18 protein-coding genes and 1 pseudogene are annotated in these 20,755 nt (G+C 65.9%); 10 read left to right on the top strand and 9 right to left on the bottom strand.

All coding sequences use genetic code 11. The annotated features are described in order from the left end of the window. Positions 1-2: 2 nt before the first annotated feature. Complete coding sequence (locus E3O45_RS10695) at positions 3-974, bottom strand: ribokinase (protein ID WP_134443392.1); 972 nt, start codon at positions 972-974, stop codon at positions 3-5. A 131-nt stretch (positions 975-1,105) separates the two neighbouring features. On the opposite strand from E3O45_RS10695, the gene E3O45_RS10690 reads away from it, so the two are divergent. Beyond that, positions 1,106-1,771, top strand: coding sequence for a transaldolase family protein (locus tag E3O45_RS10690; RefSeq protein WP_134443391.1), 666 nt, complete (start codon positions 1,106-1,108; stop codon positions 1,769-1,771). Positions 1,772-1,777: 6 nt separating this feature from the next. Here the strand turns inward: E3O45_RS10690 and E3O45_RS10685 are convergent, their stop codons facing one another. The 3 genes from E3O45_RS10685 to E3O45_RS10675 all read right to left on the bottom strand — a co-directional run bounded on the left by E3O45_RS10685 (position 1,778) and on the right by E3O45_RS10675 (position 5,039). Further along, entirely contained in the window at positions 1,778-2,458 is a 681-nt protein-coding gene (locus E3O45_RS10685; protein ID WP_134443390.1) for a FadR/GntR family transcriptional regulator, read from the bottom strand. Positions 2,459-2,527: 69 nt separating this feature from the next. Continuing rightward, positions 2,528-3,508, bottom strand: coding sequence for a Gfo/Idh/MocA family protein (locus E3O45_RS10680; protein ID WP_134443389.1), 981 nt, complete (start codon positions 3,506-3,508; stop codon positions 2,528-2,530). A 220-nt stretch (positions 3,509-3,728) separates the two neighbouring features. Continuing rightward, positions 3,729-5,039 carry an MFS transporter gene (locus E3O45_RS10675; protein ID WP_134443388.1) on the bottom strand — a complete coding sequence of 437 codons (1,311 nt, stop codon included), beginning with the start codon at positions 5,037-5,039 and terminating at the stop codon, positions 3,729-3,731. 203 nt (positions 5,040-5,242) lie between these two features. Between E3O45_RS10675 and dnaK the strand changes: the two genes are divergently transcribed. The 5 genes from dnaK (at position 5,243) to E3O45_RS10650 (ending at position 10,408) form a co-directional block, all read left to right on the top strand. Continuing rightward, the gene (gene dnaK / locus E3O45_RS10670) at positions 5,243-7,117 is read left to right on the top strand and encodes a molecular chaperone DnaK (protein ID WP_092447963.1); all 1,875 of its coding nucleotides are present in this window, start codon (positions 5,243-5,245) and stop codon (positions 7,115-7,117) included. Positions 7,118-7,126: 9 nt separating this feature from the next. Further along, positions 7,127-7,753, top strand: a complete 627-nt coding sequence (locus tag E3O45_RS10665; protein ID WP_092447962.1) for a nucleotide exchange factor GrpE — start codon at positions 7,127-7,129, stop codon at positions 7,751-7,753. Then, positions 7,746-8,747, top strand: coding sequence for a DnaJ C-terminal domain-containing protein (locus tag E3O45_RS10660; RefSeq protein WP_134443387.1), 1,002 nt, complete (start codon positions 7,746-7,748; stop codon positions 8,745-8,747). The genes E3O45_RS10665 and E3O45_RS10660 overlap by 8 nt, the downstream gene beginning before the upstream one ends. Positions 8,748-8,749: 2 nt before the next feature. After that, complete coding sequence (locus E3O45_RS10655; RefSeq protein WP_134443386.1) at positions 8,750-9,166, top strand: heat shock protein transcriptional repressor HspR; 417 nt, start codon at positions 8,750-8,752, stop codon at positions 9,164-9,166. Between the two features lie 75 nt (positions 9,167-9,241). Then, the gene (locus E3O45_RS10650) at positions 9,242-10,408 is read left to right on the top strand and encodes a class I SAM-dependent methyltransferase (RefSeq protein WP_134443385.1); all 1,167 of its coding nucleotides are present in this window, start codon (positions 9,242-9,244) and stop codon (positions 10,406-10,408) included. Positions 10,409-10,513: 105 nt separating this feature from the next. Here E3O45_RS10650 and E3O45_RS10645 read toward each other — a convergent pair whose 3' ends face one another. The 4 genes from E3O45_RS10645 to E3O45_RS10630 form a co-directional block, all read right to left on the bottom strand. Then, a complete protein-coding gene (locus tag E3O45_RS10645; RefSeq protein ID WP_134443384.1) occupies positions 10,514-11,107 on the bottom strand; it encodes a histidine phosphatase family protein in 594 nt (197 codons plus the stop codon). After that, positions 11,104-12,426 (bottom strand): glycosyltransferase 87 family protein, encoded by a 1,323-nt coding sequence (locus E3O45_RS10640; protein WP_134443383.1) that lies wholly within the window; start codon positions 12,424-12,426, stop codon positions 11,104-11,106. The genes E3O45_RS10645 and E3O45_RS10640 overlap by 4 nt, the downstream gene beginning before the upstream one ends. A 169-nt stretch (positions 12,427-12,595) precedes the next feature. Continuing rightward, positions 12,596-16,054 (bottom strand): DEAD/DEAH box helicase, encoded by a 3,459-nt coding sequence (locus tag E3O45_RS10635; protein ID WP_134443382.1) that lies wholly within the window; start codon positions 16,052-16,054, stop codon positions 12,596-12,598. 185 nt (positions 16,055-16,239) lie between these two features. Next, complete coding sequence (locus E3O45_RS10630) at positions 16,240-16,755, bottom strand: Lrp/AsnC family transcriptional regulator (protein WP_134443381.1); 516 nt, start codon at positions 16,753-16,755, stop codon at positions 16,240-16,242. 234 nt (positions 16,756-16,989) lie between these two features. Here E3O45_RS10630 and E3O45_RS10625 point away from each other — a divergent pair, with 234 nt between their 5' ends. Genes E3O45_RS10625 through E3O45_RS10610 form a run of 4 tightly spaced genes read left to right on the top strand, consistent with a single transcriptional unit; the run spans position 16,990 to position 20,239 of the window. After that, on the top strand, positions 16,990-18,069 hold the full coding sequence (locus E3O45_RS10625) for a thiamine pyrophosphate-dependent enzyme (protein WP_134443477.1): 1,080 nt from the start codon (positions 16,990-16,992) through the stop codon (positions 18,067-18,069). After that, positions 18,062-19,144, top strand: coding sequence for an alpha-ketoacid dehydrogenase subunit beta (locus E3O45_RS10620; RefSeq protein WP_241985320.1), 1,083 nt, complete (start codon positions 18,062-18,064; stop codon positions 19,142-19,144). Before E3O45_RS10625 ends, E3O45_RS10620 begins: the two co-directional genes overlap by 8 nt. Next, entirely contained in the window at positions 19,137-19,466 is a 330-nt protein-coding gene (locus E3O45_RS10615; protein ID WP_134443380.1) for a biotin/lipoyl-containing protein, read from the top strand. The genes E3O45_RS10620 and E3O45_RS10615 overlap by 8 nt, the downstream gene beginning before the upstream one ends. Before the next feature lie 2 nt (positions 19,467-19,468). Continuing rightward, entirely contained in the window at positions 19,469-20,239 is a 771-nt protein-coding gene (locus E3O45_RS10610) for an alpha/beta fold hydrolase (protein ID WP_134443379.1), read from the top strand. 31 nt (positions 20,240-20,270) lie between these two features. Here E3O45_RS10610 and E3O45_RS18045 read toward each other — a convergent pair. Further along, positions 20,271-20,432, bottom strand: a pseudogene (locus tag E3O45_RS18045) (hypothetical protein); the annotation flags it as partial. Between the last annotated feature and the right edge of the window lie 323 nt (positions 20,433-20,755).

Raw genomic sequence — 20,755 nt, 5'->3', positions numbered from 1 at the left:
GGTCAGGCTTTCGTCGCGCGCATAGCGGTGTGGCGAGTGAGCAGAGTCTCGACGTCAGCGCGCGAGGGGAGGCTGGGTGAGGCGCCGCGCTTGGTCACGGTGAGTGCGCCGGCGGCCATGGCGCGGCCGATGGCATCCGGCAGGTCGTGGCCGAGGGCGAGGGCCGCACCGAGGTATCCGGCGAAGGCGTCCCCTGCTGCCGTTGTGTCAACAGACTGAACGGGAATCGCGTCGAAATGTTTGATCTCGGTTGCAGACACCAGGAGCGCGCCTGCCGCCGCCATGGTGATCAGCGCGTAGCGAACGCCCCGGTCGACGAACCATCGTCCCGCGGCGGTGGCGGATTCGAGGTCGGTCACGACTATGCCGGTCAGCAGCCTGGCCTCGGTCTCGTTCGGTGTCACGATGTCGATGAGCGGCCAGATCGCATCGTCGAGCACGGTCGCGGGGGCCGGGTCGAGGATCACGGTGAGTCCGGCCTCGTGCCCTTTTCGAATCGAATACTGCGTGAGTGCCCACGGAATCTCAAGCTGGGTCAACAGCACCGTCGATGACCCGGCCCGGGCACTGAACGCCGCATCGATCTGCGCTTCGCTGAGGGAGGAATTCGCGAGGGGCACCATGACAATGTCATTCTCGCCGGAATCATCAACCCGGATGTGGGCGATTCCGCTGGGTCCGGAGACTCGACGAACGTGCTCGGTGTTGACCCCGGCGCTCTGCATACCTTCGGTCAACAGTGGCGAGAATAGATCGGTGCCCACGCACGAGACCATGTGTGCCGAGCTCCCGGCGAGGGCCGCGGCTATCGCCTGGTTGGCGCCCTTCCCGCCCAGCACGAGCGTGAATTCATCCCCCAGAATGGTCTCGCCCCGAGCGGGAAGACGGTGCGAAAACGTAGTGAGGTCGGCCGTGATGCTCCCCACGATCAGGACTCCACCGGATGGGGGTGCCGACGACTCTGTCTGGCTCATTTTTTCCTTTCGCACCGCTGGCGTCGCTTTGACGTGTAATTACATTACCGGACAGGTCGGGACAGATCCCAGTGTTTCGTTGCTACTGTCGAGTATCAGCCAGAGCCGGCGGATCGAAAGGAAGCTCCCACATGAGCCGAGAACGTCGCTTGTATGTTGACAGTGCAGAAGCCGACGAGGTCGGCGAGTTGCTTCGTGATGGGCTCGTGCACGGCGTGACGACGAACCCCACGATTCTCGAGCGGGCTGACCGCTCGGTTGCGGATGCCCCGGAACTGTATGCGCGCTGGATCGCGGAGGGCGCACACGAAGTCTTCTTCCAGGCCTGGGGTGAGAGCCGCGGCGCACTGCTCCGCACCGCCGAGGGAATACTGGCGCTCGGACCCGAGGTCGTCGTCAAGGTCCCCGCCACACGCGAAGGGTTCGTCGTCGCCGCCGAGCTGAGCAGAGCGGGTGCGCCGGTGCTGCTGACCGCGGTCTATTCGCCGGCCCAGGCGCTGATGGCGGCGACTCTGGGCGTGCGCTATATCGCGCCGTACCTCGGGCGGATGCAGGACAGCGGCCTGGACGGTATCGCCGAGATAGCGGTGATGACGGCCGTCGTGGCCGGGTCCGGCACCGATGTGTTGGCAGCGAGCCTGCGCACGCCGGACGCGATCGTGGCGCTCGCCGCGGTGGGCGTGCCGTATTTCACGGCCGCACCGGCGGTCATCCTGGCGGTGTTGCACCACGATGTGAGCGACCGTTCGAGCGAGGAGTTCGAGGCGGCCGTTGCGCGCGGTTTGCAGGGAGCCTAGTCCGCCTCAGGCAGCGGCCACCGCGTCGCGCAGCCACTGTTCGATTCCCGAGATGTGTACGGTGGTCAGGGCCTGCGCGAGGTCTGCGTCGTGGCGTTCCAGGGCGTCGGCGATCGCCTTGTGTTCGGCCAGTGTGCGTTCGACGGAGTGTTCCTGGGTGAGTCCGCGCCAGATCCGGGCGCGAATCGTGTGGCTCGACAGCGAGTCGATCAGACTCGCCAGATAGGTATTTCCGGCCGCCGCCGCGATGGCGCCGTGAAAGTGGATGTCTGCCGCCACCAGACCCTCGACATCGGTCGACTCGTTCACCAGTTCCAGAAGCGCCCGCAACTCGGCCAGCTCCTGGGGGCTCATCCGTACGGCGGCCAGTGCCGCTGCGGCCGGCTCCAGAATGCGGCGCACCGCGAACAGCTCCAGGATGGATGAGTCCGTGTGCAGATCGGTGATGAAGGTCATCGCTTCCAGCAGCAGACGTGGCTCGAGGCTCGTGACGTAGGTTCCGTCGCCTCGCCGCACGTCGAGCACACGGATCACCTCCAGCGCCTTGACGGCTTCCCGGAGAGAACTGCGCGAGAGCCCCAGCCGCTCGCTCAGCTCCTTCTCCGGGGGGAGCTTGTCCCGGGGTTTGATCTCACCGGACAAGATCATGTCCTTGATCTTGAGGATCGCTTCGTCGGTCACAGCCATGGAGAGATCCTACCTTTGAGACAGGTTCCCGGTGGAGGGAGAAACTCAGCGCGGAGCTGCCGGGCTTTCCTAGACGAAGCTTCGATCGAGTCCGGCCGCGGCGTAGATGGCATCGATGGCGATCATATTGTTCAGCGAGTCAGCGCCCTCCGTGGGCAGCGCCGTGTGATTCTTCAGGCCCACGATGATCGCTTCGAGCTGGTGATCGTAGGTGGTCCAGCCGCGCACGGTGCTCACGCGGGTTATCCCGTCGATGGTTTCGCTGATGCTGTGGCCCGCGGAGGGAAAGACGAGATTGTTCACGTGCAGAGTGCCGAGGGTGCCCACGATGTCGAGTGTTGATATCTCGGTCGGGCCGGCATCCATGCTCGCCGTGATGCGCGCGGTTGTCCCCGACGGGAAGCGTAGCTCCGTGTCAATGCTGCTGTCAGCGCCGAGTGGGTTCGTTGCGGCGATCGCGCTGACGACGGTGGGCTCCTCATTCATCAGTGCGCGAACCCAGTGCAGCGGATAACAGCCCAGGTCCATCAGCGCCCCACCGCCGAGTTTCGGATCGTGACGGATGCCGCTCGGCTCGAAAGCATTGCTGACCGAGAAATCCGCGCGCAGCGAGACGATGTCGCCCAATCGCTTCGAGGCGACCAGGGCATCGATTTCGAGGCTGAGCGGGTGGTAGCGGTCGTGGAAGGCCTCGATGAGCCGCCGGCCGGTGGCATCGGCCGCTTTCAGCATCCGCTCGGCCTGCATCGCGTTCATGGCGAACGGCTTTTCGCACAAAACATCCTTGCCGGCTTCGAGTGCCGCGATGGACCACTCGGCGTGTTCGGACGGGGGCAGGGAGTTGTAAACCAGGTCGATGTCGGGGTCGGCCAGCAACGCGCGGTAGTCGTCGTAGGAACGTTGAATGCCGTGAGTTGCTGCGTAGGCGGCGGCGGTTGATGCGCGGCGCGAGGCGACGGCCACAACGGCAACGTCTTCTCGCCGGCTGGCCGGCTGGATGACTGCTGCGGGGGCGATTCCTGACGCACCCAGAATGCCGATACGGAGCACGATGTCTTCTTTCCGAAAGCTGTCGTTGAGCGTTGAGCCATGCGCCGGCGGCGATGCCGGGATTGTGACGTGCGAGAAGCAAAAGCCCTGATGAATTGCTGAACCACACACTCTCGGCAATGCTAGCAAGTAGCCTCAACGCCTGACGCGCGCGCCGGCATCCGCTCACCGCGCCCGTTACCGGTCATCGCACCAGCCAGAACTGGCGCGGAACCCCGCGCTAGACGATCTGCTGCTGGGATGCCTTGACCGGCAGGAGGAGGAGCAGGCCGAGCAGCAGCACGAGCATGATGCCGAGAATTCCCCAGTAGGTGGCGCCGAAGATCGACACGAAGACGGCGAAGGCGGTGGGTGCCAGAAAGCTCACGGCGCGGCCGGTCGTGGCGTAGAGCCCGAACACCTCGCCCTCGCGCCCGGCCGGAATGAGTCGGGCGAGAAAGGTGCGACTGCCAGATTGGGCCGGCCCGACGAACAGACATAGGGCGAGGCCTGCGGTCCAGAACACGATCTGGCCGCCGTCGTGCAGCAGGAAGACCAGCATGCCGCTCACGAGCAGGCCCACCAGGGCCGTCACGATCACCGGCTTCGCGCCCAGGCGGTCGTCGAGCACCCCGACCGCCATGGTGGCGATGCCGGCCACCACGTTGGCGGCGATGGCGAAAATAATGACTTCCCCCGGTGAGAAGCCGAAAACGGATGCCGCCAGCACGCCGCCGAAGGTGAACACGCCGGCCAGGCCGTCGCGAAAAATAGCGCTCGCCAGCAGAAAGTAGACGGTCTGCCGGCTCGTGGTCCAGAGGCGTTTGACGTCGCGGGCGAGCACGACGTAGCTCTGGAAGAAGCCGACCTTGACTCGCCGTTCGGCGGCGGGGGCGCGGTACTCAGGGACGCGCAGCAATAGCGGCAGCGCGAAGAGCCCGAACCAGGCGGCGGCCACCAACATGGTGACCCGCACGGCCAAGCCGTTCTCGCTGGTCACGCCGAACAACCCCACCTCGGGAGCGATGAAACCGAAGTAGACGATGAGCAACAGCACGATGCCGCCCAGATACCCCATGCCCCAGCCGAAGCCGCTGACCTTGCCGATGGTGCGGGGAGTCGATACCTGGCCGAGCATCGCGTTGTAGTTGACGCTGGCGAACTCGAAGAACACATTTCCGGCCGCGAGCAGCAGGAGCCCGAGCAACAGATAGCTGGGGCTGGCCTCAACGAAAAACATCGCTGTGGTGAGGCCGACGACGGCGAAGGTATTGGCCCCCAGCCAGAATTTGCGCCGGCCGGAGGTGTCGGAGCGCTGCCCCGTGATCGGTGCCAGCACGGCGACTAGGAGTCCGGCTATGGCGAGGGCCCAGCCCAGTTGCGCGGAAACGACGGCTTCGTCGCCGAACGCTGAACCGGTGAGGTAGACACTGAAGACGAACGTCGTAACGACCGCGTTGAAGGCCGCCGACCCCCAGTCCCAGAATGCCCAGGCCGCCACCCGACCACGCGTTGGAGGGGCACCCGCGTCTACGGCGACAGTCTCGGTCATGTGCACAATCTACTGCCCCGGGGTAAATATCCGGATTTGCCGACCAGCGGCATCCGCTTTGAAAGTTGAGCCACTCACACTCAACTTTCAGCCGCAGAAATTGACAGGGACGAAACGGCTCTGGAATACTTGAGCCATCGAGGCTCAAGTCTTGAGATTACTTAGCAGTTCGTTTCGCACATGATTGAAGGAGAACAACCCAGATGGCTCGTGCAGTAGGTATTGACCTCGGAACCACAAACTCGGTGGTGTCCGTGCTCGAAGGTGGAGAACCCACCGTCATCGCCAACGCTGAGGGCTTGCGCACCACCCCCTCGGTGGTCGCATTCACCAAGGACGGCGAAGTTCTCGTTGGAGAAACCGCCAAGCGCCAGAACGTGACCAACGTCGACCGCACCATCTCCAGCGTCAAGCGCCACATGGGCACTGACTGGACCGTCGCGATCGACGACAAGAAGTACACCCCGCAGGAGATCAGCGCGCGTATCCTCGCCAAACTCAAGCGTGACGCCGAGCAGTACCTGGGCGAGAAGGTCAGCGACGCCGTCGTGACCGTGCCGGCGTACTTCAACGACGCCGAGCGTCAGGCCACGAAGGAGGCCGGCGAGATTGCCGGACTCAACGTCTTGCGCATTATCAACGAGCCGACCGCCGCCGCGCTGGCCTACGGTCTCGACAAGGGCAAGGAAGACGAGCTCATCCTGGTCTTCGACCTCGGAGGCGGAACCTTTGACGTGTCGCTGCTCGAGGTGGGCAAGGACGACGACTTCTCCACCATCCAGGTGCGCTCGACCGCCGGCGACAACCGCCTCGGCGGCGACGACTGGGACCAGCGCATCGTTGATCACCTGATCAAGCGCTTCAAGGAGACCACCGGCGTTGACGTGTCCAAGGACAAGATCGCCAAGCAGCGCCTCAAAGAAGCCGCTGAGCAGGCCAAGAAGGAACTCTCCTCGAGCATGTCGACGAGCATCCAGCTGCCCTACCTGTCGCTGACCGAAAACGGCCCGGCCAACCTCGACGAGACGCTCACCCGCGCCCAGTTCGAGAAGATGACTGAGGACCTGCTCGACCGCACCAAGAAGCCCTTCCAGGACGTCATTCGTGAGGCCGGCGTCAAGGTCGGTGACATCGCCCACGTCGTTCTCGTCGGTGGTTCCACCCGGATGCCCGCCGTCTACGAGCTCGTCAAGAGCGAGACCGGCGGCAAGGACCCGAACAAGGGCGTCAACCCGGACGAGGTCGTCGCCGTCGGCGCCGCACTGCAGGCCGGCGTGCTGAAGGGCGAGCGCAAGGACGTTCTGCTCATCGACGTCACCCCGCTGAGCCTCGGCATCGAAACCAAGGGCGGCATCATGACTCGCCTGATCGAGCGCAACACGGCCATCCCGACCAAGCGCAGCGAAACCTTCACCACGGCCGACGACAACCAGCCGTCCGTTGCGATCCAGGTCTTCCAGGGCGAGCGTGAGTTCACCCGCGACAACAAGAACCTCGGAACCTTCGAGCTCACCGGCATCGCGCCGGCGCCGCGCGGAATCCCGCAGGTCGAGGTCACCTTCGACATCGACGCCAACGGCATCGTGCACGTGTCCGCCAAGGACAAGGGCACCGGAACCGAGCAGTCGATGACCATCACGGGCGGTTCTTCGCTCGCGAAGGAAGACATCGAGCGCATGGTGCGCGAGGGTGAAGAGCACGCCGCAGAAGACAAGCGTCTGCGCGAAGTCGCCGAGACCCGCAACACGGCCGAGCAGCTCGCCTACTCGATCGAGAAGCTGATCAAGGACAACGTCGACAAGCTCCCCGAGGACGTGAAGAATGAGGTGCAGGCTGATGTCGACGCCCTCAAGTCCGCTCTCGCCGGCGACGACGACGACGCGGTGAAGACCGCGTTTGACAAGCTCAACGAAAGCCAGGGCAAGCTCGGCGAAGCCATCTACAAGTCCAGCCAGGCGGATGCCGCAGCCGGCGCTGATGAGACCAGCACCGACGAGGCTCCTGCCGAAGAGAACAAGGACGAAGACGTTGTCGACGCCGAGGTTGTTGACGACGACGAAGACGAGAAGAAGAAGTAGGCCGCAACCATGGCTGACAAGAAACATCCAGACAACGACGCGTCCGCTGCGGGGGTGCCCGATGACGGCACCGCCGCCGCGGGCGCGGCCGCTGCTGATGCAGCATCCGCTTCTGAACCTGACAGTGCTGTAGCCGACGGTACGGCCGACGGGATCGAAGAAGACGAACTGACCGTTCAGGACATTCTGGACGCGGCGGAACGCGAAGTTGCTGAGCCGACGAGCGAACACCTCGCCGACCTCAAGCGCGTGACGGCCGAGTACGCCAACTATCGTCGGCGCACCGAAGCCAACCGGGCCATCGAGAAAGAGCGCGTGACCGGGGATATCGTCAAGGTGCTTATTCCGGTACTGGACGACATCTACCGTGCTGAGAAGCACGGCGATCTCGTGCCTGACTCGGCCTTCGCCACGATCGCAGCCAAACTGCGTTCGAGCGTTGAACGGCTCGGGCTGACCTCGTTCGGCACGGTCGGCGAACCCTTCGACCCGACCATGCACGAGGCGATCTTCCAGCAGCCGAGTGCAGCGGTCGACGTGGAAACCGTCGGCGACGTCGCGGAGACGGGGTACTACCTCGGCTCCACGCTGCTGCGCGCGGCCAAGGTCGTCGTTCAGGTACCGAGCGATGGCTAGCCAGGATTGGTTTGACAAGGACTTCTACAAGGTTCTCGGGGTATCGAAAGATGTCACGCCGGCCGAGTTGAAGAAGGCGTACCGCAAGCTCGCGCGTAAGTACCACCCGGATTCCAACCCGGGGAACCCCGCCGCCGAGGCGAAGTTCAAGGAACTGAGCGAGGCGCACTCGGTGTTGGGCGATGCCGCGCAGCGCAAGGAATACGATGCCGTGCGGGCCATGGGCAGTGGGGCGCGGTTCGCCGCGCCCGGCGGCCGGGCCCAGAGCGGTGGCTTTGAGGACGCCTTCGGAGGCATGTTCGGCGGCGGAAGCCGTCAGCAAAGTTATACCTTCGAGCAGGGTGGCTTCGACGATATCCTCGGGGGTATGTTCGGCAGAGGTGGCGGCGGTGGCGGCGGCTTCGGCAACCCCACCGGCGGCTACCGCGGATCGGGCGCACCTACCCGAGGCCGCGATGTGATCGCGTCGACGACCATCGACTTCATCACGGCTACCCAGGGCGACCAGATCAGTCTGCAGACCCAGGACGGCCGGCCGATCAAGGTCAAGGTGCCAGCCGGCGTCGCCGACGGGCAGAAGATTCGCCTGCGCGGCAAGGGCCAGCCCAGCCCCGACGGCGGAGAAACCGGCGATATCGTGCTGACGATCACCGTGCGCAAGCACCCGGTGTTCGAACGGGACGGTCTCAACCTGCGGGTGACCGTCCCGGTCACCTTCGTCGAGGCGAGTCTCGGTGCGACGATCGAGGTGCCCACTCTCGGTGGTGCCCCGGTCAAACTGCGCGTGGCCCCCGGCACTCCCGGAGGACGCGTGCTGCGGGTCAAGGGTCGCGGCGTCACCACGGCGAAGGGCGCCGGCGACCTGCTCGCCATCGTGCAGGTCGCTGTACCGTCACACCTGTCGAAGGATGCGGAAGAAAAGCTCGCAGCCTTTGCCGAGGCACTGCCCAAGGAAAATCCGCGTGATGAACTGATCGCGCGAGCGAAGGGCTAGTCATGGACGAGACCACCCGGGTTTTCGTGATTTCCACGGCAGCAGAGCTTGCGGGAATGCACCCGCAAACCCTGCGCCAATACGATCGCCTGGGCCTGGTCAGCCCGGAGCGCACCCCCGGAAAGAGCCGTCGCTACTCCATGCTCGACGTGGCAAAGCTCCGTGAAATTGCGTTCTTGGGCTCAGAAGGTGTGAGTCTGGAAGGCATCCGTCGTATCCTCGAACTCGAGGATCACGTGCGCGGGCTCGAAAAACGTCTGCGCGAGTTGGAATCGACGCTCGCCGACGAATTGCTGAACCGTCCGGGCCGCCGCGTTTTCGCGGCTGGCTCGGCCGGCGACGTCATTTCGATGAAGGCGGGCACCCGCACCAGACGCAGCAACCAGATTGTCATCTGGCGGCCGCGAGACCACATGTAGTTCTACAACACCTAGCTCCACGTTTCGCTTTCACAGCACGAACTGGTTGCACCGGCACCACTTTCAGGGGGAACCATGTCCGAATCGGGCACGCACGACCAGTCCGCGCTGCGGAACACCAACGACTTCGACTTCGATCGGGTGCGACGTCGCCCCGACATCGAGGCCGAGAACCTGTTCGCCGTCGACGCCAGCGACCGGCTCATCCTCGATGAGGCCGCCGGTGCGATCGCCGCCTACCGCAGCGGTGGAGTCGTCGTGCTCGAGGACCGCTATGGCGCCCTCACCCTCGGCGCCGCCGCACTGCACGATGCCCGCGGCATTCGCGTCTATCAGGACGCCCTCTCGGGCGAGTACGCGCTTGACAGCAACGCCTCCGGCGTCAATCTGACGGATGCCTACCGCTCCCTTCCGCTCGGCGAGGAGCTACTGGCCGACGCCCACGTCGTGCTGCTGCAGCTGCCCAAAAGCCTCGACGCCCTCGATGAGATCGCCGGCGCCATCGCCAAGTACGCCGCCCCCGACGTGATCGTCTTCGCCGGCGGCCGCATCAAGCACATGACCGTGAGCATGAACGAGGTGCTGCGCCGTCACTTCGGCGCCCTCAACGTGCGCCCGGCTCGCCAGAAGTCCCGTGTGCTCATCGCCTCCTCGCCGCTCACCACGTCGACGACCGACTGGCCGCACAGCGAGAAGCACGAGGACTTCGACCTCGTGGTGCGCGGCCACGGCGGAGTGTTCGCCGGAACGAGCATCGACATCGGCACCCGGGCGCTGCTCGAGGTGCTCGACCGGATGAAGCCCGATGCCGAGCGCGCCATCGACCTCGGCTGCGGCACCGGCGTGCTCGCCGCGGCGCTCGCGGCGCAGCGACCCCTGCTGCGGGTGCTCGCGACGGACCAGTCGGCCGTTGCCGTGGCATCCGCTCGTGCCACCGTCGACGCCAACGCGCTCGCCGAACGGGTCACCGTCGTGCGGGCCGATGGCCTGTCCGGCCAGGCTGATGACTCCGCCGACCTGATTCTGCTCAACCCGCCCTTTCACATCGGCGCATCCGTGCACGCGGGCCTGGCCGAGAAGCTGTTCATCGACGCGGCCCGAGTGCTTGCGCCCGGTGGCGAACTGTGGACGGTCTGGAACACGCACCTCGGCTACCGTCCGATGCTGACCCGCATCGTCGGTTCGACCCGCCAAGTCGGCCGCAACACCAAGTTCACGGTGACGGTGTCGACCGGTCGCTAGCTTTTTCGGGGTGGCTTACGGCGGTCCTGCGGCGATCTCGGCAAGCTCGATCAGCGGATGGTGACGACCGGCAGACACTGGTCTGCGGTGATACTTCGGGCGCGATCAGGCGCGTACGAGCGGCTCGCCGTTCAGAACGTCGAGCTGCCAGGCGGTCGATCCATCAGCGTGTGTGTGGTGGTGCTGCACGACGTTGAGCGAGGCGTTCGTAATGCTGCCGATGGGCTGGTCGAGCGCGTTTTCGAGGCTCAAACGAATGAGCGTGCCGTGCGCGACCACAATGATGCGCGCTCCAGGGTGCTCGCGGGCGAGGTCGCGCAGGGCATCGATGCCGCGCGCGGCGACGGCTTGTTCGGTCTCGGCACCGTGGAACCCGCCGGGAAAACGCAGGGCTTCGAGTTCGGCGCCAGCGCTCAAACCCTCGGCCGGCCCGTAGTTGCGCTCGATCAGTGCCGGGAGGCGGCGGGCCGTGTCGAGGCCGAGCCGCTCGCCGATCAGGTCGGCGGTTTCCGCAGCACGGGAGAGCGGGGACGAGACGATGAAATCCCAGTCGTAGCGTTTCAGGGGAGCGACGGCATCCGCTGCCTGACCGCGCCCCACGTCATTCAGCGGGATATCGGTGGCGCCCTGGATGCGCGCGGCGGCGTTCCAATCGGTCTGGCCGTGGCGGATGAGGGCGAAGGTCGTCGTCGTGGTCACCCGTCTATTCTGCCTTGGCCGACTGGGAGTGCGCGCCGCGCGCCAGCGGCGGCCTCGTTCCGCGGTGCGGTGTGGGCCGACCGTGCGAGCGCGACGATGGACCAGCCGCCGAGTGCGACGAGCAGCCCGTTGCGCGCCGTGAGCAGCAGCAACGAAAATAGGTTGCCGTCGATCAGGGGCAGGTAGAAGATTGGAAAGATCAACGTCGTCAATGCTGAAATGGCCAGCATCAGCACGGCGGGCACCCGCCAGGCCGCCCAGCTGCGGCCAACGCCGACCGCGACGATCGGCACCAGCCAGAGCATGTATTGCGGCGACCCGACCTTGTTGAAGATGATGAATGCGCTGACCAGGGCCAGGGAACCGAGCAGCAGCAGCTCGGCGGCATCCGCTTGTCGACGTTGAGCAATGACCATCAGCACGAAGATCGCCGCGATGGCACCGAACATGACCGGGGTCATCAGGGAGGCGACGAGACCGGCCCCGGGGCCGCTCACCTCGCGGGTCGCGATGGCAAAGTTTTCGTAGATGACCGTGTCGTGCTGGCCGAGCGAGGCCAGCCACACCCACGGAGTCGTGACCGGAGCCTCGAGCTGCAGCGCACGGTCGGTCTGTTCGGTGACGAATCCGGTGAGAAACTGCGCAGCATCGAGCAGCCAAACGGATGCCGCCACCCCCGCCGACAACGCCGCTCCGGTCAGGACCATCGTCAGTTTTCGCGACGATACCGTGACGACCGCGAGGAAAACGGCGGCCGGCCAGACCTTGATCCAGGTGGCGAGGGCCAGCAGGAGCGCGGCGATGACCGGTCTACGCGCGAGCAGCACGAGGCCGACGATGACGATCGGTGCGGTGACTCCTTCCAGGCGTAACAGCCCGACCGGGCTCAGCAGGAACGAGCACAGCAACCAGTACCAGGCCGGCTTGTAGCCGCTGCGGCGGCGTCCCCAATCGGTCAGGGCTCCGACGGCGACGGCGTTGAGCGCTGCCGTCATCAGAAACCAGAGCAATTGGTAGAGCAGCGGCCCGGCGATGCCGGCGAACGCGATCGGCAGCATGGCCCCGATCGGATACACCCAGGCCACGTCGAGGCCCTGCCAGAAACCGTTGCCCAGGCCGAGTTCGGCCCATTGTCGGTAAAGCGGGAGATCACCGAGCACCCGGCCGGTGAGGATGGTCGGGAGGAGCGCGACGAGAAAGACCGCGTGCAGGCCCAGGAACCCCAGGGCCAGAGTGCGCGGTCGTTGCAGGGTGAGACGGCGGCTTGGGGTGAGCGCCGTGGCGAGGCGGGCGTCGATCCAATCGAAGGTTCTAGACATGTCACCGTTTCTGCAGCGCGGGGTGGGGAGTCGCGGGCAGTCTAGGGGTGGCGAGTGAACTTCTGGTGACGGATGGCCATCCCCCGGGCCCAGGTTGTGGAAGCGGGCCCATGATCTATCATGGGCCCGCTTTCCGGGCCCGGGCCCCGACCGCAGGGGGTGGAGGGGGTCAGGCGAGGAGCTCTCGGATGTCGGCGGCGGTCAGGGCGGTGCCGGCCGGGGCACCATCGGTCATAACGCTTTCGAACAGGCGGGCCTTGGTGGCTTTGAGGGCCATGACCTTCTCCTCGATGGTGTCCTTCGACACCAATCGGTAGACCATGACGTTCTTGGTCTGGCCGATGCGGTGTACGCGGTCGACCGCCTGTGCCTCGGTCGCCGGGTTCCACCACGGGTCCAGCAGAATAACGTAGTCGGCCTCGGTGAGGTTGAGGCCGAATCCGCCGGCCTTGAGGCTGATCAGGAAGACGGAGCTCGAGCCCTCCTTGAAGTCGCTGATGGCCTTGGCTCGGTTGCGGGTCTTGCCGTCGAGGTAGGAGTAGCTGATGCCGGCCGCGTCGAGCCGGTCCCGCGCCTTGCCGAGGTACTGGGTGAACTGGCTGAAGATGAGGGTGCGGTGGCCCTCGGCGACGGTGTCTTCGAGCAGCTCAAGCAGGGCGTCGAGCTTGGTCGAGGGAACGCTGTCGTACTTCTTGTCGTACAGGCTCGCATCGAGGCTGAGCTGGCGCAGCATGGTGAGCGAGCGAAAGATCTCGAACCGGTTCGCGTTCATGTCCTCGATCAGGCCGAGCACCTTCTGGCGTTCCCGGGCCAGGTGCATGTCGTAGACCTTGCGGTGCCGCGGGTGCAGGTCGAGTTCCAGCACCTGCTCCTGCTTCTCGGGCAGGTCGCTCGCCACCTGGGCTTTGGTGCGGCGCAGCATGAAGGGACGGATGCGGCGGCGCAGCTGCGTGAGCCGCTCACCGTCGGCATCCGTTTCAATGGGCTTGCGGTAGTAGTCGGCGAAGCGGCTCGGGCTCGGGAACAGGCCGGGCGCGGTGATGGAGAGCAGCGACCACAACTCCATCAGGTTGTTTTCCATCGGCGTGCCGGTGATGGCGAGCTTGAACGGGGTGCGCAGCCGGCGGGCGCAGACGTGCGCCTTGCTTTGGTGGTTCTTCACGAACTGGGCCTCGTCGAGCAGTAGTCCGGCCCAGTCCTGGGCGTTGTATTCCTCGAAGTCGAGGCGAAAAAGCGTGTACGAGGTGATCACGACATCCGCTTCACCCATCACATCCTGCAGGCTGGAGCCGCGCTTTCCGGCGGTCTGGGTGATGGCTGCTGTCGCCAGGTCGGGAGCGAACCGGGCGCACTCGGTGGCCCAGTTGGAGACGACACTCGTGGGCGCGACGACGAGGAACGGCTTGCGCACGGTGCCCGGCTGCGCGCGTTCGCTGTCCCGGGCGTGGGCGATCAGGGCGATCGCCTGCAGGGTCTTGCCAAGCCCCATGTCGTCGGCGAGTACGCCGCCGAGCTGGTGGTCGTAGAGAAAGCTGAGCCAGTCGAACCCGGTCTGCTGGTAGGCGCGCAGGGTGGCGTGCACGGCCGGCGGGAGCGGGCGTTCGGCGATGGGAGCGGCTTCCGCCAGACCCTGAAGGGCGGCGAGGCCCTCGACGGCGCTGCGCCAGGTAGCGGCCTGTTCGGCGACCACGCCGAGCAGCTGCAGTTCGTCCCAGAGGTCGGCCTGAAAGCGGCTGAGGCCGAGCGCGCCGGCGTTGCTCTCCTGAAGACCACGGGCCTCTTCGATCAGGCGGCGCAGCTGCTGCAGCTCCGGCCGGTCGAGGCTGAAATAGGTTCCGCTGTCGAGGATCATCAGGTCCTGATCGGTGGCCAGTGCCCGAAACAGGTCGTCGAAGGGAATGTCTTCGCCCTCGATCGACACGGTGACGGCGAGGTCGAACCAGTCGCGGGTATCGGTGCTCTCGGTGGTGGCCAGGCTGATCACGGGCGCTTCGTCGGCCTCGCGATAGCTTGGCGCGTCAGCGGAGACCTGCACGATGACGCCATCTTCCGCGAGCCGGGGTACGGCTTCACCGAGGAAGGTGATCATGACGGCGCCCTGCAGCTCGGCGTGCTCGAGCAAACGGGCCGCACCGATCGGGGTTGCCGGCTGCCAGAGCTGCTCGAACGAGCTGATGGCGCGTTCGACGTCTCGCAGCGTGTCGCCCTCGCGGGTCGCGTCGCGAAAGCGGGTGTCGTTGGGTGTCGGGCGCAGCGGGTGGCGGTAGAGCACGGGGGCGGGCTCTATTTCGACGGCGTCGGTCGGGACGGCTGCGGCCTGGTCGGTGGGCGCGACGTACTGCCACTCCCAGGCCAGGGTGATGCGGGCATCCGTTTGGTGCGTGATCGTGAGGGCGAGTTGGGGGCGGGCGGTCTTGGGCAGCTCAAACGATGCGTCATGGCTGGTCAAGACCAGTTTCTGCTGAAGAAAGGGGTAGAAGTCGGTGAGGAAGGCCACCTCGTCGTCGGCCGGAATATCGAAGCCGCCGGTCACGGCCAGGGCGCGGATCTCGGAGTTCACCGTGGCAGTCAGCGGGGCGAGGATGAGCTGATTGCCGGTCGCGAGCGGGTCGGCCGGGGCGGTCCAGGTGTAGGCGCCGTGCGCCGGATCGCCGAGAAAACCGAATTCGGAGCCGCGGTGCAGCTTCTCGTTCAACACGAGCAAGGGGGTCAGCTGCAGGCCGTCATCGTCCCGCCGAATGTCGACCTCGAGCGAGGCGGGCGTGGGGGAGAGGAGGACGGGATTCTGGGCATCCGTTGCGCAGACGAGTGGCAGACCGCTCAGCTGAGCCTCGTGCAGTAGATCCCAGAGGGCCTTGTTCTCGAAGTTGTCGAGGTAGAGCCAGTGGTCGGTGTAGCTGTAATAACGCTGCCCGGTGGCCGAGAGGGCGTAGAGGGCGTTCAGGATTTTGCGGTGGCCGCGGTTGTAGGTGCCGGGCGTCCAGGACAGGTTGTCCCAGGTGAGGGAGCCGCGGATCCACTTGCCCTTCTTGCCCATCACCATGGGGCGTGCGCCGAGGCGGCGAGGCCCGGTGCGGCGGTTCGGGCTGTAGGCGGGATCAAGCAGGTCGAATTGCAGCGCGAGGGCCGTGCTCGTGACCGTCTCGGCGCCGCTCGGCTTCGCGAGCGGGGCCAGGGCGGCGCGCCAGGCCGGGACCGGCGGGCGAATGGGGACGACGGGGGCCGGGGTGGGCGGCTGATAGGCGGCCGGCACGAAGGTCGACTCGAAGACGGGGGTGCGGCGGTCGCCGATGGCACGCACGTTGGACGCCGCGCGCTCGGCATTCAGCTCCGCCGGCGTGCTGCGGCTCGCCAGCAGCAGGGCGGCGACGTGCTTGCAGTTGCTGGCCATCGGGCAGGTGCACGTTCCGCTGGCTCGAACGGCCTGGCCGGCCGCATTGAGGGTGAACGAGACCAGCACGGTGTACGGCTGGGGACTGGTGCCGCTGACGCGTCCGGTGAGGTGTGTTCCCGACGGAGCCCAGGACTGTTCGGTGACGTGTCCGTTGCGGGCGTACCGTTCACCGCGCGAGAACGACTGGCTGCCGACGATGCGGGCGATCTCGTGAGTGCTGAGGGAATGGGCCATAGGTGAGGGAGCTCCGTAAGAAAAAGGGACCAACCCTTATTGTCTCACGCGAGCCTGAGCGGCTCAGCTCAGCGTGGTGTCTCACGGGGCTGCCTGGTGGCTAATTCAGGAAACTTCCTGAGCCGGGGGGAGTTGCGCCGCATTGGTTCGGGAGCCGCGGGGTCGCTCGCTGAAATTATCCTGAATTAGCCACGATCGACGGGCTGCACCGGCGTGCCAGGAGTGGAGATAGTGCCGGCGGCAGTGGCCTGCAGCAGGGCCAGGGCCTGCGCCTCGATGTGGGTCTGCAGCACGATCACGCTCGAGGAGCGCACGACCGTTTGAGTGGCGACGATGAGGTCGAGCACGCGCTGCACGTCGGCGTTCGACCGGGCGACGACCCGGGCGAGCATGTCGCTGTCGCCGGAGACCGTGTGCAACTCCAGAATCTCGGGAATCTTCGCGAGAGCCGCAACGACAACCGCGTGGCCAGAGTCCTGCCGCACGGTGAGCGAACAGTAGGCGGTGACCGGGTAGCCGAACTCGCTCGGGTTCAGGGTCGGCGCCCAGGATTTGATCACCCCGCGGCTCATTAGCCGGTCGAGCCTGGCCTGCACGGTTGCCCTGGCCACCTTGAGCCGCCGTGAGGCCTCGAGCACCGAGAGCTTCGGCCGCTCGCAGAACAGTGTGACGAGTCGGGCATCCAGCGAGTCGACATCCATGAGCGTGACCTTTCGGTGGTCCGGTCGGGCATCGTTGCCGAGCGGGGGTGTACCAACTGTATGGTGTTTCGTCGAAAATGCACACAATTATTCACAGAGTGTGCACTTCAAATGGTCACTGTGGCAGACGCTCGGCAAAGTCACTAACTTTGCTGTAGCCCGCCCAGTCAACGATCAGAAGGAGCCAGCATGGCGACTCACGCCCTCGACACCCTTCCCGTGCGTTCAGGGCAGATGCAGATGCAGAGTGCGGATGTCGGCGACCTCACCCCGGATCAGCTGCGCGACCTGTATCGGATGCTGGCGAACGTGCGTCAGCTCGACCGCGATGCCGTGGCGTGGCAGCGCCAGGGTCTCATTCCCGGTTACGCGCCGATGCTCGGCCAGGAGGCAGCCCAGGTCGGTGCCGGCTTCGGCGTCGATAAGACCCGGGACTTCATCTTTCCGACCTACCGTGAGATGGGCGTGGCGTACACGGTCGGCGTGAACATGGTCGAGTACATATCGACCCACAAAGCGATCTGGCACGGCGGGCTCTACGACCCCGGGGCCACCCACTTCGCGCCCTTTCAAGCGGTTGTCGGCGGATCCGTTCTGCACGCGGTGGGCTGGGCGCACGGGCAGACCCTGAACGGCCAGACGCTGAACGGGACGGCTGCGGCAACGGGCGGTGCGGCATCCGTTTCAACAACCGGCCTCGGCGTGGGCCTGGCCTTTCTCGGCGACGGCGCGAGCTCGCAGGGTGACGTGCACGAGGCGATGAACTTCGTCGCCATTCTGAAGGCGCCGGTGGTGTTCTTCGTGCAAAACAACGGCTGGGCCATCTCGGTGCCGACCGAACAGCAGGTGGCCGGCGGCTCGGTCGCCGCACGCGCTGCCGGCTACGGCATGCCAGCCGTGCAGGTCGACGGCAACGACGTGCTCGCCGTGCTGGACGCCACCCGACGCGCGGTCGCCCACGCCCGCGCGGGCCTCGGCCCGGTCGTGGTCGAGGCGATGACCTACCGGCGCGGTCCGCACTCCACGAGCGACGACCCCGGTCGCTACCGCACCCTCGAGGACGAGAAAACCGGCGGCGGCGAAGATCCGCTCAACCGGTTTCGCGCGGTGCTGCTGGCCGACAACGTGGCTGACTCTGCCTTCTTCGCCGTGGCTGACGCTGACGCCCGGGCGCGTGCCGACGAGATTCGCGACGGTGTCGTGGCCCTCGAAAGCCGGCCCGGAAGCGAAATGTTCGACTTCGTTTTTCAAGAATCAACCCCGACGCTCGGCGCCCAGGCGCGCCAGTGGAGAGAGGAATCCGAGCATGTCTGAGTCTATGAACGGCGCCGTCCTCGAACTCGTGCGGGAGACCCCGCTCCTGCAGCTCTCCATGCAGCAGGCCATCAACCGGGCGCTCGGTGAGATTCTCGAAACGGATGAGCGCGCCCTCATTTTCGGCGAAGACGTCGGCGTGCTCGGCGGAGTCTTTCGGGTCACCGACGGCCTGCAGCAGAGCTTCGGCGCGAACCGGGTCTTTGACACCCCGCTCGCAGAGTCTGGCATTCTCGGCACCGCTATCGGGCTGGCCATGGCCGGTTTTCACCCGATCCCCGAGGTGCAGTTCGACGGGTTCGCCTACCCGGCCGTCAACCAGATCATCACCCAGCTGGCCCGCATGAACTATCGCAGCCGCGGACGCCTGCCGATGCCGGTGACGCTGCGGGTGCCGAGCTTTGGCGGCATCCGCGCCCCCGAACACCACGGTGAGAGCCTCGAATCGCTGTTCGCGCACGTGCCCGGACTCAAGGTCGTGTCGCCGGCCAACCCGCAGCAGGCCTATCACCTGCTCAAGCACGCCGTCTCGATGCCCGACCCGGTCATCTTCATGGAGCCCAAGGCGCGCTACTGGAACAAGGCCGGGGTCAACCTGGTCGACAACGTGGTCGGTGATGGCATCTCCGGGGGAACGGATGGCCCGCTCACCGGCCGCGCCTCCCTCGAGGGCTCGGTGATCGCCTGTCCGGGCAAGCATGCGACCCTCATCGCGTGGGGCTCAATGGTCTCCCGCTGCCTCCAGGTCGCGGAGTTGGCCGCGGAAGATGGCATCGAACTCGAGGTGCTCGATCTGCGCTGGCTGAAGCCGATCGACGAAGCGGGGCTGGCGGCATCCGTTTCACGCACGCGTCGGGCCATCGTCGTGCACGAGGGGCCGCGCACCATTGGCCTCGGTGCCGAGGTCGCCGCGCTCGTCTCGCAGAGCTGCTTCGACACGCTGCGGGCGCCGGTCGAGCGCGTGACCGGCTTCGACGTGCCGTACCCGTCTGGCGATCTGGAGGACGAGTACATCCCGAACATTGATCGAATTCTCTTCGGAGTTCAGCGAGTATTGGAGTACCGCCGTGGCTGAAATCTCTTTTCCCCTGCCCGACCTCGGTGAGGGACTGCTCGAGGCGACCGTGCTCGAATGGCTCGTCACGGTGGGTGACCAAGTCGAACGCAACCAGCCATTCGTCGAGGTTGAAACGACGAAGTCGTCGGTGGAATTGCCGTCACCGATCGCCGGTATCGTGCTCACGCTGCACGGCGAGCCCGGCGACAGGGTGCTCGTCGACACACCGTTGATCACCTTCACGGTCGCCGACGACTCGGCCGGCATCGTCGGCACTGTGCCGGCAGAGGCCGCGCCGAAACGCCGCGTGCGCCTCACCGCCGTTCTCGACGAGGACTAGACATGCTCACCAGTTGGCGCCAGCACGAACCCGAACTCGACGCGGGCCTTGCCCCAGTGCTGCTAGTGCACGGCTTCGCCTCCTCCACCGCCCTCAATTGGGAGGCGACCGGGTGGGTGCGTGACCTCGTGAGCGCCGGCCGGCGCGTCATCACCATCGATCTGCTCGGTCACGGCGCAAGCGCTGCACCGGCCGAAACGGATGCGTACGCCCCCAGCCGCCTGCGTGCGGCGGTTCTCGAGGTGCTCACCCTGGCCGGCGCCCGGCCCCGCGAGGCCGGCCAGCCCGCATCCGGTGTCGACCTGATCGGGTACTCGCTCGGCTCGCGCCTGGTCTGGGAACTCGCCGCCGAGCGGCCCGACCTGATTAATCGCGCGGTGCTCGGCGGCATGAGCTCCGAGGACCCGCTCGCCGACTTCGACCTCGAAGCAGCCGCCCTGTTTCTGTCGGATTCCAGCGCGATCGCGCACGAGTCGACCGCCTCACTGATGACCCTGATGCAGCTCGCTCCGGGCTCGAACACCCCGGCCCTGCTGCGGCTGGTCGCCGCGATCAAGGCTGAGCGGTTCGAGCCGGGCGCATCCGTTCCGTCTCGGCCCCTTCTCTTCGTCACCGGCGACCGCGACGTGCTCGCGACCGGCACGGCCGAGCTCGCGGCGCTCGCCGCCTGCTCCGAAGTGTTGTGGCTGCCGGCCCGTACCCATATGAACGCGGTGAGCTCACGGGCCTTCAAGCAGGCCGCGATCGAGTTTCTCGGTCGCTACCAGTCGTAGCGGAACGACCCGCCCCCCCAGTAACTAGCGGTCAGTCCGGACCCAGCAGGTTCTGCAGAGCCGCGTCTGTGGCGCGCATTTTCGAGCCATTCAAGCGACCGGCGAACTCACCCAGCCGGATTTCCTGATTGACCGCTGTCAGTTGCTCGACCAACACTCCGGTCTTCGTGCCGTTGATTTCGACCTCGGGGCGAAATGACGCTTCGCGTCGTCGGGCTGCAGGACCACAGCGAACCGCACCCCAGTTTGCTCGTGTCCACGAGGGTCACTCGGCGTCTTCTGGATCGTTCCGGATCGTTCTGGAGCGCTTCGGACTCGGCCCGGAGTCGAGCGCGGCGGTGAGTACGTTCAGACTCCATGATCGCCATCCGAGCGGCCTCCGAGCGGGACAGTCCATCACCGGTCAGCGCCGCTAGGAGCGTGAGTCAGTAACGCCTATTTCGGCTTGATGCCGCGGAATACGGGTCCATGTCTCGGCGTGGGTTGGGTGTTGCTGGCGCGGTAGCCAATGGGGGA

The organism is Cryobacterium sp. TMS1-20-1 (genome assembly GCF_004402355.1).
GTDB classification, from domain to species: Bacteria; Actinomycetota; Actinomycetes; order Actinomycetales; family Microbacteriaceae; genus Cryobacterium; species Cryobacterium levicorallinum.
This window is presented reverse-complemented; position numbering and strand designations above follow the sequence as displayed.

Bases quoted from the DNA above. Each gene is read 5' to 3' on its own strand.
- E3O45_RS10625 (WP_134443477.1), top strand. From the start codon at position 16,990: ATGCAGATGCAGAGTGCGGATGTCGGCGACCTCACCCCGGATCAGCTG.
- E3O45_RS10620 (WP_241985320.1), top strand. From the start codon at position 18,062: ATGTCTGAGTCTATGAACGGCGCCGTCCTCGAACTCGTGCGGGAGACC.
- E3O45_RS10665 (WP_092447962.1), top strand. From the start codon at position 7,127: ATGGCTGACAAGAAACATCCAGACAACGACGCGTCCGCTGCGGGGGTG.
- E3O45_RS10685 (WP_134443390.1), bottom strand. From the start codon at position 2,458: ATGGCTGTGACCGACGAAGCGATCCTCAAGATCAAGGACATGATCTTG.
- E3O45_RS10630 (WP_134443381.1), bottom strand. From the start codon at position 16,755: ATGGATGTCGACTCGCTGGATGCCCGACTCGTCACACTGTTCTGCGAG.
- E3O45_RS10675 (WP_134443388.1), bottom strand. From the start codon at position 5,039: ATGACCGAGACTGTCGCCGTAGACGCGGGTGCCCCTCCAACGCGTGGT.
- E3O45_RS10660 (WP_134443387.1), top strand. From the start codon at position 7,746: ATGGCTAGCCAGGATTGGTTTGACAAGGACTTCTACAAGGTTCTCGGG.
- E3O45_RS10655 (WP_134443386.1), top strand. From the start codon at position 8,750: ATGGACGAGACCACCCGGGTTTTCGTGATTTCCACGGCAGCAGAGCTT.
- E3O45_RS10635 (WP_134443382.1), bottom strand. From the start codon at position 16,054: ATGGCCCATTCCCTCAGCACTCACGAGATCGCCCGCATCGTCGGCAGC.
- E3O45_RS10650 (WP_134443385.1), top strand. From the start codon at position 9,242: ATGTCCGAATCGGGCACGCACGACCAGTCCGCGCTGCGGAACACCAAC.
- dnaK (WP_092447963.1), top strand. From the start codon at position 5,243: ATGGCTCGTGCAGTAGGTATTGACCTCGGAACCACAAACTCGGTGGTG.
- E3O45_RS10640 (WP_134443383.1), bottom strand. From the start codon at position 12,426: ATGTCTAGAACCTTCGATTGGATCGACGCCCGCCTCGCCACGGCGCTC.
- E3O45_RS10695 (WP_134443392.1), bottom strand. From the start codon at position 974: ATGAGCCAGACAGAGTCGTCGGCACCCCCATCCGGTGGAGTCCTGATC.
- E3O45_RS10610 (WP_134443379.1), top strand. From the start codon at position 19,469: ATGCTCACCAGTTGGCGCCAGCACGAACCCGAACTCGACGCGGGCCTT.
- E3O45_RS10690 (WP_134443391.1), top strand. From the start codon at position 1,106: ATGAGCCGAGAACGTCGCTTGTATGTTGACAGTGCAGAAGCCGACGAG.